Source organism: Labedella phragmitis, assembly GCF_004078635.1.
In the GTDB taxonomy this organism is placed as follows: Bacteria; Actinomycetota; Actinomycetes; order Actinomycetales; family Microbacteriaceae; genus Labedella; species Labedella phragmitis.
On record NZ_RZNB01000002.1, the window covers coordinates 465,978 to 478,369 of the forward strand.

Sequence of the window (12,392 nt, forward strand, 5' to 3'; positions counted from 1 at the left end):
GCGCCGAACAGGAGAGGGGCCGTTTCGTATGTCCGAGGATCGTTCCCGCACCGCCGACCACGCCGGGGTGGCACTTCCCCGGCGCATCCTCGTCGCGGGCTCCGCCGGCGCGGGTAAGAGCACTCTCGCGCGGGAACTGTCGGCGCGGCTGGGACTCCCCTACACCGAACTCGACGCGCTGTACCACGGACCCGATTGGATCCCTCGGGAGGGCTTCGTACGCGACGTCGAACAGATCGTCCGGTCCGACGCGTGGGTGTCGGAGTGGCAGTACACGCCCGTCAGGTCGCTGTTGCTCGAGCGTGCCGAACTTCTCGTGGCCCTCGACTACAGCAGGGCGCGTGTCATGACGCGCGTCGTCCGGCGAACGCTCCGTCGTCGCATTCGCCGGGTCGAGCTCTGGAACGGGAATCAGGAGCCGCCGCTCCGAACGATCATGACTGATCGGGAGCACATCGTCCGGTGGGCATGGACCATGTTCGAGCTCAACCGCCAACGAATGAGGGCTCTCGAGAAGACGTCGACGGCCGCGCTCGACGTGCGTCGCTTCACGTCGCCGCGGCAGACCGAGCGGTGGCTCGACGATCTCGGGGCTCAGCCGCCGGGTGGTAGGACCGCGTCCGTCTCGACGACCCTATGACGTTCGGGCGCGGGAGCGCGAGTCCAGATATAGCGCCGGCCGACGGTAGCGAGGATGGACGTGAGCGCGATGAGGAGGGCGCTGTACCCACCGATCGCGGCGAGTGGGTGAAGTGGCCCGACGCCATCCAGCTCGAGAGGTTCGGACGCGTACCATTCGAACGGAAACTGGGCGACGGCGAGGACGCCGACCACGCAGAGGGCCGAGATGGTGGCCGTCGACCAGATCTGCAGCGACATGCGCCCTCGCCGCGAGAGCCCGATTGTGGCAAGCCCGGCGAGCGTGCCCATGACGCAGGCCGGTCCGACGAACACCGCCGCCAAGGCGTGAGCATACGGCAGGAAGAGGGCTGTTCCGATTCCGATTCCTCCGGCATCGGAGAGAGACACGACGAGGGCGTAAAAACCGCACGTGACGATCAGAACGAGAGTCATGACCGCGAGGTACCGACCGATACTGACACGGGGACGAAAGCCGCCTACACCGCGATCGGGCTTCGGGCTGCCTCGCCGACCTGTGGCACCTGTCACGCCGCAAGCCTCGACTCGCCGCACGGTTCGGTCCTGACCGCTCGAGGTCAGCCGCCGAGCGGCAGGATCTTCTTGTAGAACTCCGCGGTGACCTCGTACCCGAGCCGGCGGTAGAACTCCCCGGCTCGCGAGGTGGACATGGTCAAGCGCCGCACTCCGCGCTCCATGGCGTAGAGCTCGTTCGCGTAGACGAGGTCCGAACCCACGCCGTGGCCCCGAGCGGACTCGTCGACGACGAGCTCTTGCAGGTGAGCCGTGAGGCCAGCGACGTGGAGAAGTCGCGACACACTCATCAGGGTGTAGCCGATCACGGCGCCCTCGTCGCTCTCGGCCACGTGCAGGACGTTCGTCTCGTTCTCGCGCCACCGGATGACGTTGTTGAAAGCCACGGTGAAGCCGTCGAGATCGATACCGGCCTTCTCCGTCACGAACTGCTGGGCGAGGTGGAAGACCGCGTCCAGGTCGTCGAGGGTTCCCCGTCGGATGAGCGTCACAGCGGCTCCTAGCGCGCGAAGAATCCGCGGTAGTACTCGTAGCACCAACCGACGATGGCGATGAGTACGAGCGGCAAGCCGATGAAGGCGATCCAGGGGCCGATCGCGACGCCGAGGAACACGAGTGCGAGGGCTCCGGCCAGGAAGATGGGCCACCAGCTCCACGGGCTGAAGTGCCCGAGCTCGGGGTCTCCGTCGTCGATGTCCGCCGTGAGCGTGTCCTCGGGCAACTCGCCGCCCTGGTGGCTGCGCACGCGACCCAGGTAGAACGCCAGGAAGGCGCCGAGCGCGGCGCTCAGGACGAGCGCGACCGTCCCGACCCACTCGACGATGTGCTTGTCGTCGAGCAGGTTCCAGCCGGTGTAGACGACGGCCGAGAGACCGAAGAACGCCGAAAGCAGCCAGAAGAGATTGGTATTTGCTTTCACGTCACTTCACTTTCTCGTCGCCGGCATCGTACACCGGGGCGTCGGGGGCGTCCTTGGCCGGACCGACGCCGACAGGCATCGCTTCGGGGTGGTTGAGGTCGAACGCAGGGCGCTCCGAGCGGATGCGCGGGATCGATGTGAAGTTGTGCCGCGGGGGCGGGCACGAAGTCGCCCACTCGAGCGATCCCCCGTAACCCCACGGGTCGTTGACGGTGATCTTCGGAGCCTTGCGGGCGGTGATGAAGACGTTCAGGAAGAACGGGATCATCGAGCTCGCGAGCACCATGGCCCCGATCGTCGACACCTGGTTCATCCAGGTGAAGTCGTCCTCCGGCGCGTAGGTCGCGTAGCGACGCGGCATGCCGACGACGCCGAGCCAGTGCTGGATGAGGAACGTCATGTGGAATCCGATGAAGAGGATCCAGAAGTGCCAGTATCCGAGCTTCTCGTTGAGCATCCTGCCGGTCCACTTCGGCCACCAGAAGTAGAAGCCCGCGAACATCGCGAACACGACGGTGCCGAACACGACGTAGTGGAAGTGCGCGACGACGAAGTAGCTGTCGGAGACGTGGAAGTCGAGCGGCGGCGAGGCCAGGATGACACCCGTGAGGCCACCGAACGTGAACGTGATGAGGAATCCGATGCTCCAGAGCATCGGCGTCTCGAACGTGATCGAGCCACGCCACATCGTGCCGATCCAATTGAAGATCTTCACGCCGGTCGGGACCGCGATGAGCATCGTCATGAGCGCGAACCACGGCAGCAGCACGGAACCCGTGACGTACATGTGGTGGGCCCACACCGTGACGGACAGGGCGGCGATCGCGATCGTCGCGTAGATGAGGGTCTTGTAGCCGAAGATCGGCTTGCGGCTGAACACCGGGAAGATCTCGGAGACGATGCCGAAGAACGGCAGCGCGATGATGTACACCTCGGGGTGGCCGAAGAACCAGAACAGGTGCTGCCAGAGGATGGCGCCGCCGAGAGCCGGGTCGTAGATCTGGGCGTCGAAGACACGGTCGGCACCGAGAGCGGTCATCGCCGCGGCGAGGACCGGGAACGCCAGGAGCACGAGGATCGACGTCACGAGGATGTTCCACGTGAAGATCGGCATGCGGAACATCGTCATGCCGGGAGCGCGCATCGTGATGATCGTGGTGATGAAGTTCACAGCGCCCAGGATCGTGCCGAAACCGCTGAGAGCCAGTCCGAACACCCAGAGATGACCACCGAGGCCTGGAGTGAACGTCGTACTCGACAGGGGCGTATAGGCGAACCATCCGAACGCGGCAGCGCCTCCCGGCGTGAGGAACCCGGCGACGGCGATGCTGCTGCCGAAGAGGAACAACCAGAAGGCGAACGCGTTGAGTCGCGGGAAGGCGACGTCGGGAGCACCGATCTGGAGCGGCATGATGACGTTCGCGAAGCCGGCGAACAACGGGGTCGCGAACATCAGCAGCATGATCGTGCCGTGCATCGTGAAGAGCTGGTTGTACTGCTCCTTCGTCGCCACGACCTCGAGGCCGGGCTCGAAGAGCTGCGCGCGGATGATGAGGGCCATCACGCCGCCGATGCAGAAGAAGATGAACGACGATATCAGGTACATGTACCCGATCGTCTTGTGGTCGGTCGACGTGATCCAGTTGACCACGACGTTGCCCTTGCGCTCGACGCGGGTCGTGTTCACGACCTTGGCCTGGCCGGTGGGCAGGTCGACGGTACTCGTCATGACTCCGCTCCCTCTTCCGATTCGCCGCCGGTCAGACCGGGCGTGTAGTTCCTGTCGTACGTGTCGCCGTAGTCACCGACGTTGCCGGCGTCGACGAGCGACTGGATGTACTCGTCGTACTCCTCCTGGGAGACGACCTTGACGTTGAAGAGCATGCGCGAGTGGTACTCGCCGCAGAGCTCGGCGCACTTGCCGGCGTACGTGCCCTCGCGGAGGGGCTGGACCGACATGTGGTTGGTGATGCCCGGATAGAGGTCCTTCTTGTAGAGGAAGTCGATGACCCAGAAGGAGTGCTGCACGTCGCGCGAGTTGAGGTCGAAGTTGACCTTGGCGTCGACGGGCAGGTAGAGCGTCGGGAGCTGTTCCTGGTCGACCGAGCCGTCCTCCGAGGCGCCCTCGATGTCCTGAGCCTGGACTCCGGCCGACCAGACGTCTTCGCCGTCAGCCGCGCCCTCGTACACGAAGTCCCACGCCCACTGCTTGCCGTACACGTCGATCTCGACGTCCGGCTGCTCGAACTGGGTCTCGATGATGGCCTGGTCGCGAGCGGTGAAGGCGAAGAAGCCGAGGACGAGGATGAGGGGCACGACCGTGTAGAAGATCTCGATCGGCATGTTGTACCGGAGCTGGAGCGGAAGGCCCGTCTGGCCCTTGCGGCGACGGTAGACGACCACGGCCCACAACGTGAGGCCCCAGGTGATGACACCCACGACGAGGAGCACGATCCAGGAGTTGGTCCACAGACCCGCCACCATCTCGGTGCGGTCCGTGACGGGCGCCTCACCCTCCGTGAAGCCCGGCAGATAGCCGTGCAGTTCGGCTTGGGTGCAGCCGGCGAGCACTACCGCGAGGGTGAGAGCGACCGGAATTGCAGCCCAGCGGAGTCGTCTGTTCGAGCGCACCTGGGGACCTTTCGCAAGACACTGTTGGTTCCCTGACAGTCTAGCCCGAAGACAGCGGGAGCCGATGACCACGGAGCTGTGTTTCTACGATCTGTCGAAATCCTGTATAACCCGCGTGGATACACGGAAGCGGGGGCCGACCGGACGGTCGACCCCCGCTTCCGACGAGCCGGATGATCAGTGGAAGCTGTCTCCGCATGCGCAGCTTCCCTGGGCGTTCGGGTTGTCGATCGTGAAGCCCTGCTTCTGGATGCTGTCTTCGAAATCGATGGATGCCCCGTCGAGGTACGGGACGCTCATCTTGTCGACGATGACCTCGACGCCGTCGAAGTCCACTGCGGCATCGCCGTCGAGGAAACGCTCGTCGAAGTACAGCTGGTAGATGAGTCCTGAGCAGCCGCCGGGCTGGACGGCGACGCGCAGACGCAGGTCCTCGCGGCCCTCCTGGGCCAGCAGGCTCTTGACCTTCGCTGCCGCGGTGTCGCTGAGGGCGACGCCGTGGGCTTTCTTCTCCGCCTCGCCGGCGAGATCGGTTGCCGGCGCCGGCGTCATCGTGTCCGTCATGACTCTCCTCGGATGGTCGGTGGACCGGCGTTCACCGGTCGCGTCGATTCTACCGCGCCGATCCGGAGGTTGGGCCGAAGGCGCGTCACCGGGACGAGAGACGCGCGAGCAGGAGTGCCTCGGAGAGCACAGCGCGGTGGAACACACCGAGATGGAGGGACTCGTTCGGGCTGTGCGCACGCGAATGCGGGTCCTCCACGCCGGTCACGAGGATCTCGGCGTCGGGAAAGGATTCGACGAGACTCGCGATGAACGGGATCGATCCGCCGACGCCGAAGTCGACCGGCTCGACGCCCCATGCGTCCGCCATCGCCCGCTTGGTCGCCGCGACGATGGGTCCGGACGTGTCGACGAGGAAGGGGTTTCCGGTGTCGATGTCGTCGATCGTCGGCACGACGCCGAACGGCGCGTTGGCCTCGAGGTGTCGCACGATGGCGTCCGCGGCCTCCGCCGCGCTCTGGCCGGGAGCGATCCGCGCGCTCACACGCACCGAGACCTCGGGGATGAGCGTGTTCGAGGCGTTCGCGACGGTCGGCGCGTCGATTCCCGTCACCGTGATCGACGGCTGCCACCAGATCCTGCTGAGGAGCGAGCCCGCGCCGATCGGCTGCACGCCGTCGATGAGCCCCGTCTCCGAGCGCAATTGCGCTTCGTCGTAGTCCGGCGTCATGCCCTCACGGGACGTCAGTCCTTCGACGGCGACGGAGCCGTCCTCGTTCCAGAGAGAGGAGAGGAGTCGGATCATCACGAGCATCGCGTCGGGCACCGCTCCCCCGAACATGCCGGAGTGCGACGCGTGCTCGAGCGGACGCACCGTGAGGCGGAAGGTCACGTTGCCCCGCAGGCTCACGGTGAGCGCCGGGGTCACGTCGTCCCAGTTGCCGGAATCGGCGACGACGATGGCGTCGGCTCGCAACTCGTCCGCGTTCTCCGCGAGGAAGGTCTCGAAGGAGCGCGATCCGAACTCCTCCTCACCCTCGATGAAGAGAGCGAGACCGAGGTCGAAACCGTCGCCGAGCACCTCGGTGAGGGCACGGATGGAAGCGATGTGCGCCATGACACCGGCCTTGTCGTCGGCGGCGCCACGCCCGTAGAGCCGGTCTCCCACGACGGTCGGCTCGAACGGGAGGGTGTCCCAGTCCTCGTCGCGGCCGGGGGGCTGGACGTCGTGATGGGCGTACAGCAGCACGGTCGGCGCGCCGTTGCGGGCAGCTCGATGTGCGAGCACGGCTGGCTGGCCGAGCTCCTCGGTGTCACCGATCGCGGCGCGGGCTATCCGCACGGAATCGAACACGCCGGTGGCTTCGGCGAGGGCCGCGACGGCCTCGGCGCTCGACTGGACGTGCGCGGGATCGAAGGCCGCCCACGAGACCGACGGGATGCGGACGAGCGCCGACAGATCGGCGATCGTGGACGGCATTCCGAGCTGGACGGCGTCGATGAGAGCACGGTCGACGGCGGTCTGGTCGGGCGTGGAGGGAGAGGAATCGCTCATAGAGGTAATCTTAAGAGGCAGTGGGTGGAGGAACCGACGTGACCAGGAACAAGACAGACAACCCGACGACGACCTCGACGACCGCCGAGGCGGAGATCGAGGCGCGCATCGCGGCCGGCAAGGGGCGTCCGACGCCGACGCGCAAAGAGCGCGAGGCGGCGAACAAGCGACCGCTCGTCCCCGGTGATCGCAAGCTCGCCGCGAAGGAAGCCCGCGCCAAGATGGCGGAGGCCCGCGAGAAGGCCCGCGTCGGCTATGCGGCCGGTGACGAGCGCTTCCTCCCCGCGCGGGACCGCGGCCCGCAGAAGAAGTTCATCCGCGATTACGTAGACGCCCGCTTCAACGTCGGCGAGTTCCTCATTCCGATCATGTTCGCCGTGATTCTCCTGACGCTCATCCCGAGCGCGGAGGTCCAGGTCTACGCGATGCTCGTGATCTGGGCGTTCTTCCTGCTCGCTCTCGTCGACGTGTTCCTGCTCGGACGGCGTCTCCGCAAGCGGCTCGCCGAGAAGTTCGGCGAGTCGAAGGTCGAACGCGGGGTCCGGTGGTACGCCGCCATGCGCTCGCTTCAGCTGCGTGTGCTGCGCCTGCCGAAGCCGCAGGTCAAGCGTCGGCAGTTCCCGGAGTAGACGAGACGCTCCTGCTTCTCTGGCGCGCGAGTCCTCGGTTCACCGATCGCGCCCAGAGCGGCCCCGAGTAGACGAAGCCGGTGTAGCCCTGAACCAGGGTCGCGCCGGCTTCGAGTCTTTCCCGGACGTGTTCGGCTGTCTCGACTCCCCCGACGGAGATGACGCACATCCCGGTGGGAAGCTCGCGCCGGAGGAGAGCGAGGACCTCGAGCGACCGAGACCGCAGGGGCGCTCCGGAGAGCCCTCCATCCCCGGCCTTCTCGACGATGTCGGCGGACGTGCGGAGACCTGCTCGCGAGATGGTCGTGTTCGTGGCGATGACTCCGTCGAGCCCCGTGCTCACGACGAGTTCCGCGATCCGTACGACCTCGTCGTCGGCGAGATCCGGCGCGATCTTCACGAGGAGAGGGGTCCTGCCCGCGGTCGCCTTGACAGCGGCGAGCAGCGGAGCGAGCCGGTCGATCTCCTGCAGCCCACGGAGTCCCGGCGTATTCGGCGACGACACGTTGACGACGAGGTAGTCCGCGAGCGGAGCGAGGATCCGGGTGCTCTCGAGGTAGTCGTCGACCGCGTCGTCGACGTCCACGACCCGGCTCTTCCCGATGTTGACACCGATGACCGGCCGGTCTTCACGTCGACGAAGGGCCACGAGCCGCTCGGCCGCGAGGGCCGCGCCCCCGTTGTTGAAGCCCATTCGGTTGACGACCGCACGGTCGGCGACGAAACGGAACATGCGTGGCTTCGGGTTACCCGGCTGCGCGACGGCCGTGAGCGTTCCGACCTCGACGTGCGAGAAACCGAGCGCGCCGAGTCCCATGACGGCCTCGGCGTTCTTGTCGAAGCCGGCCGCGACGCCGAACGGTGAGGAGAACCGCAAGCCGAGGGTCGAGACGGCGTCCTCCGGGGACGGCTTCGTGAACCGACGCACGAGAGGAGCGAGACCAACGGCGGGGATCGCACGGATGACCGAGAAGGCCAAGTGGTGCGCCCGCTCCGGGTCGAGTCGCTTGAGGACGAGGGAGAAGAGAATGCGATACATGCCGGCTCCAGAATAGCGGGGCCGCTATTCACTCCGTCGCGGTTGTTCGTCGCCCGCGTGCTCGACGCGCAAGAGCGTGATCGCCTCTTCGAAGTCGTCGAGCGAATCGAAGGCCTGGTACACGCTCGCGAACCGCAAGTAGGCGACCTCGTCCAGCTCCCGGAGCGGCTGCAGGATGGCGAGTCCGATGTCGTTGGCGTCGATCTGCGACGATCCGGTCTGTCGAATAGCCTCCTCGACGCGCTGCGCGAGGACGGCGAGATCCGAGTCGGTGACGGGACGGCCCTGGCAGGCCTTCCGGACGCCGCTCACGACCTTATCGCGGCTGAACGGCTCGACCACGCCGCTGCGCTTGATGACGTTGAGACTCGCCGTCTCCGTCGTGCTGAAGCGGCGCCCGCACTCGGGACACTGGCGTCGACGTCTGATCGACAGACCATCGTCGCTCGTCCGCGAGTCGATGACGCGGGAGTCGGGGAATCGGCAGAAGGGACAGTGCATGAAACGTCCTCAGTCGACGGGTCGCGGCGCGAACCGTGCGGTGACGGCCTCACCGTGGGCGGGAAGGTCTTCGGCGGTGGAGAGCGCGACGATGTGCGGGGCGACCGTCTCGAGGGCGGTCTCGGAATACGTGACGATCTGCTGCGGTCGGAGGAACGTGAACGCTCCGAGACCCGAGGAGAAGCGCGCGCCGCCCCCGGTGGGGAGCACGTGGTTCGAGCCCGCGAGGTAGTCGCCGAGGCTCACCGGCGAATGCGGGCCGACGAAGACGGCACCGGCCGAGTGGATGAGCGGGAGCAGCGCCGCGACGTCCTCGACCTGGAGTTCGAGGTGCTCCGGCCCGTAGACGTTGCTGAAGTCCGCGGCGGCTTCGAGATCATCGACGAGCACGACGGCGGACTGGGGGCCGCCGAGGGCAGTGGCGACACGCTCCGAGTGCGCCGTCGAGGCGACGATGGCGGGAAGCTCACGCTCGACGGCCGCAGCGAACGGAGCCGAGTCCGTGACGAGCAACGAGGCGGCGGCTTCGTCGTGTTCCGCTTGGCTCACCAGATCGGCGGCGACGAGACGGGCGTCCGCCGACGCGTCGGCGATGACGAGGATCTCCGTCGTGCCCGCTTCCGAGTCGATGCCGACGAGCCCCTTCACGAGGCGCTTCGCCGCGGCCACGAAGATGTTGCCGGGACCGGTGACGACGTCGACGGGCTCGAGCCCGATGGACGGGACTCCATGGGCGAACGCGCCGATCGCTCCGGCGCCTCCCATCGCGTAGACCTCGGTGATGCCGAGCAGGCCGGCGGCAGCGAGGATCGTCGGGTGGACGGCGCCGTCGTACTGCCGCTGAGCGGGAGAGGCGAGGGCGATCGATCGGACACCGGCAACCTGGGCCGGAACGACGTTCATGACGACGCTCGAGGGATAGACGGCCTTGCCGCCCGGGACGTAGAGACCCACTCGCTCGACGGGGTGCCAGCGCTGCTCCACGAGCGCGCCGGAGCCGAACTCGGTGCGCGTCGCGACGGGTACTTGGGCCGCCGACGCGGCGCGCACGCGCCGGATGGCCTCCTCGAGAGCCGCGCGAACGGCGGGATCGAGCGCCGCGAGGGCCGCGTCGATCGCGTCGGCGTTCACGCGGACGTGCTGCGGTCGGACGCCGTCGAACCGCTCCGACTGCTCGAGGAGCGCGCTCTCCCCGCGCTCGGACACGTCGCCGATGAGGTCACGAGCGGAGGAGCTCGCGACGTCGATGTCGAGGATGGGACGCGGGATCAGACGGCGGAGGGTCGCCCGGTCCCGGGCGCGGCCGCGAAGGTCGATGGTCTGGATCATGTCGTATCCAGCCTACCGGCCGCACGACCGCGCCTTCCCCGGGGCTCCTCGTCCGGGGAGAGTCAGCCTCTCGTCAGACCGTCGACGGCCCGGAGCAGGCCGACGCGTCCGTCGTCTGCGCGGATGACGAGACCGCCGTCCCGCTCCCCCACGGCGAGCGACCACGCCGTCGGTCCGACCTCGAAGAGCGGCGTGCCCGAGTGGAGATCGACGACCTGGCGCTGTTCGGGGGCGAGGACCCAGTACGGAGCGAACGGCTCGGGCTGCGGAACGGCGGGAGGGGCGGTCTCGGCGACAGTCGGCTCCCCACGCTCGGAGGACAGCGATTCGGCGACCTGCTCGACGTGCGTGGTGTTCGCGGTCGACTCGTCGTGCGTGGTGTTCGCGCTCGGCTCGTCGCTGAAGGCGACGATCGGCTCACGCGCCGCGAACGGATCGTCCGTCCTGATGTCCTCCTCGAGGGAGGAGGTGTCGACGGACGAAGACGCCGTGGGAGCGACCTGCTCGTCCGGGCGGTACGCGTACGCCGCCGTCGCGGGAGCGGCGTCGACAGGTGCCGCCACGTCGCCGTGATCGGGCTCGGCCGCGGATGCGACCGAGCCGGGCCACTGCTCAGCGGGCGCTGCCGTGGCGGTGTTCCACCCGGCGTTCGGATCGGCGTATCCGGTGGGAGCGGGCTCGGCCGAGGAATCGGGCGTCCACTGCTGCTCGGGTGCAGGAGCAGGCTTCGGACGCTGCGGAACGGGCTTCGCGGAGCGCGCGTAGCGGTGTGCGGGCGCCTCGGGACGGTCCCGGAAGTCGGCGGCGAACGGTGGGATGAATGTGGCGAGCGTCGTGAGGGCGATCGCTACGAGCGAGACGAGCAGGCCGACGATGGGGCCGGCGCCCGGTGCGAAGCGGTCCTCGAGGCCGCCGAACCAGGCGCCGAGGCTCGAGATGAGGAGGATCGCACCGAGGTGGAATCCGGCCGTCACGATCGCCGCAGCCGACGCGAATTGGTCGACCGAGAGGGAGCCGACGCGCCACCGGAGTTTCGGGACGACACGACGCAGCACGAGGAGTGCGGCAGCGGCGATGAAGAGGAGCGCGCCCGGGATCACCAGCCAGGGGGTCGGACCCCAGAGGTTGGTGTACCCGACGAACTCGGCGTAGTCGCCGCCCACGAGCGGCAGGAAGGAGGCGATGAGGAGGAGCAGCCCGAGCCCGGCGATGACCGCCTCGCGGAGTGAGAACGGCCCGACGCCGTACCGCTCGCCGTTCTCGTCCGTGCTCTGCCGCGGCCCACGCGACTGCTCGGTGAACGCGGCATGGCCGAACGGGGAGTGCTCCGACCCGCCGAACTGTCCGGTGTCCTGCTGCGGTGCGGTGTACTGCCCGCCGAACGGAGCGCCGGGATACTGGCCGGTGGCGTTCTGGTCGGGTGTGACGTCACCGCCCGGAGCGCCGTACAGAGGCGCGGGAGGTCCGTACGAGGGTGCGGGACGACCCACGTGATCGTCGGCCGTGGGAGCGCCGGCGTACTCGCCGGGCTGACCGAACTGTCCGCCCGATGTGGCGGCGTCGCGCCCGGCGTACTCGCCGGGCTGGCCCGTGGGGTACTGGCCCCCGGATGCGTTTCCGGCCTCCCCTGGCGTGCTCCCCCATGCCGGGGCTGCGCCCTGCCGGTTCGGGTCGTTCCGATCCGAGGGGTTCTGGTTCTGATCGGTCATCGTCATCCCTTTACTCGCGTATCGCTCGGTCGATCCGTTGAGGGGCATCGCGGGGATGCTCCGGCGTCCATCGGAATATCGCTCCGATGGGACGGTCATCCACCCTAACCCGACGGTATGACGCCGGCCTGTCACCGCCGCCCTAGCGCGATCGTAGCCCGAGCTCCTCGGCGCGCACCGGGGGTGGCGCTCGCTCGGCCATCGGCTCTCGCGACATCGACGCGTCGCAGTGATGAACCGGCCGCGGCGACGAGCGGAACCCAGTAGGGCGGGTGGGACTCGAACCCACGCATGACGGTGTTATGAGCACCGAGCCTTAACCAACTTGGCGACCGCCCCGCATCGAGATTACCGGCAACGCGGTCTCTGCGGCGAGAAGACGCTCCAGGAGGGGCGGATCAGG

General features: G+C 67.7%; 13 protein-coding genes and 1 tRNA gene. 2 read left to right on the plus strand and 12 right to left on the minus strand.

What is annotated here, in order from left to right:
• The first annotated feature begins 28 nt into the window (after nucleotides 1–28).
• Nucleotides 29–640 carry a P-loop NTPase family protein gene (locus ELQ90_RS06900; protein WP_128494529.1) on the plus strand — a complete coding sequence of 204 codons (612 nt, stop codon included), beginning with the start codon at nucleotides 29–31 and terminating at the stop codon, nucleotides 638–640.
• Here ELQ90_RS06900 and ELQ90_RS06905 read toward each other — a convergent pair.
• The 7 genes from ELQ90_RS06905 to ELQ90_RS06935 form a co-directional block, all read right to left on the minus strand.
• Nucleotides 595–1,074, minus strand: a complete 480-nt coding sequence (locus ELQ90_RS06905) for a hypothetical protein (protein ID WP_128494530.1) — start codon at nucleotides 1,072–1,074, stop codon at nucleotides 595–597. The two genes, ELQ90_RS06900 and ELQ90_RS06905, sit on opposite strands and share 46 nt — an antisense overlap.
• A 143-nt stretch (nucleotides 1,075–1,217) precedes the next feature.
• Nucleotides 1,218–1,664, minus strand: coding sequence for a GNAT family N-acetyltransferase (locus ELQ90_RS06910; RefSeq protein WP_128494531.1), 447 nt, complete (start codon nucleotides 1,662–1,664; stop codon nucleotides 1,218–1,220).
• Nucleotides 1,665–1,672: 8 nt separating this feature from the next.
• A complete protein-coding gene (locus tag ELQ90_RS06915) occupies nucleotides 1,673–2,092 on the minus strand; it encodes a cytochrome c oxidase subunit 4 (RefSeq protein WP_128494532.1) in 420 nt (139 codons plus the stop codon).
• A 1-nt stretch (nucleotide 2,093) separates the two neighbouring features.
• Entirely contained in the window at nucleotides 2,094–3,821 is a 1,728-nt protein-coding gene (ctaD, locus tag ELQ90_RS06920; RefSeq protein ID WP_128494533.1) for an aa3-type cytochrome oxidase subunit I, read from the minus strand.
• A complete protein-coding gene (gene ctaC / locus ELQ90_RS06925; RefSeq protein ID WP_128494534.1) occupies nucleotides 3,818–4,723 on the minus strand; it encodes an aa3-type cytochrome oxidase subunit II in 906 nt (301 codons plus the stop codon). Before ctaC ends, ctaD begins: the two co-directional genes overlap by 4 nt.
• A 177-nt stretch (nucleotides 4,724–4,900) precedes the next feature.
• Nucleotides 4,901–5,287: an iron-sulfur cluster insertion protein ErpA gene (gene erpA, locus ELQ90_RS06930; protein WP_208020583.1), complete on the minus strand. Its 387-nt coding sequence runs from the start codon at nucleotides 5,285–5,287 to the stop codon at nucleotides 4,901–4,903.
• Between the two features lie 85 nt (nucleotides 5,288–5,372).
• On the minus strand, nucleotides 5,373–6,782 hold the full coding sequence (locus ELQ90_RS06935; protein WP_128494535.1) for a dipeptidase: 1,410 nt from the start codon (nucleotides 6,780–6,782) through the stop codon (nucleotides 5,373–5,375).
• 38 nt (nucleotides 6,783–6,820) lie between these two features.
• Here ELQ90_RS06935 and ELQ90_RS06940 point away from each other — a divergent pair, with 38 nt between their 5' ends.
• On the plus strand, nucleotides 6,821–7,411 hold the full coding sequence (locus tag ELQ90_RS06940) for a DUF3043 domain-containing protein (RefSeq protein ID WP_128494536.1): 591 nt from the start codon (nucleotides 6,821–6,823) through the stop codon (nucleotides 7,409–7,411).
• Here the strand turns inward: ELQ90_RS06940 and ELQ90_RS06945 are convergent.
• The 5 genes from ELQ90_RS06945 to ELQ90_RS06965 all read right to left on the minus strand — a co-directional run bounded on the left by ELQ90_RS06945 (nucleotide 7,386) and on the right by ELQ90_RS06965 (nucleotide 12,328).
• On the minus strand, nucleotides 7,386–8,450 hold the full coding sequence (locus ELQ90_RS06945) for a quinone-dependent dihydroorotate dehydrogenase (protein ID WP_128494537.1): 1,065 nt from the start codon (nucleotides 8,448–8,450) through the stop codon (nucleotides 7,386–7,388). The genes ELQ90_RS06940 and ELQ90_RS06945 overlap by 26 nt on opposite strands.
• 24 nt (nucleotides 8,451–8,474) lie before the next feature.
• The gene (nrdR, locus tag ELQ90_RS06950) at nucleotides 8,475–8,951 is read right to left on the minus strand and encodes a transcriptional regulator NrdR (RefSeq protein ID WP_128494538.1); all 477 of its coding nucleotides are present in this window, start codon (nucleotides 8,949–8,951) and stop codon (nucleotides 8,475–8,477) included.
• A 9-nt stretch (nucleotides 8,952–8,960) separates the two neighbouring features.
• Complete coding sequence (gene hisD, locus ELQ90_RS06955; protein WP_128494539.1) at nucleotides 8,961–10,280, minus strand: histidinol dehydrogenase; 1,320 nt, start codon at nucleotides 10,278–10,280, stop codon at nucleotides 8,961–8,963.
• 62 nt (nucleotides 10,281–10,342) lie between these two features.
• Nucleotides 10,343–11,989: a hypothetical protein gene (locus ELQ90_RS06960; protein WP_128494540.1), complete on the minus strand. Its 1,647-nt coding sequence runs from the start codon at nucleotides 11,987–11,989 to the stop codon at nucleotides 10,343–10,345.
• A 264-nt stretch (nucleotides 11,990–12,253) separates the two neighbouring features.
• Nucleotides 12,254–12,328 (minus strand) — tRNA-Ile (locus ELQ90_RS06965).
• Nucleotides 12,329–12,392 lie beyond the last annotated feature (64 nt).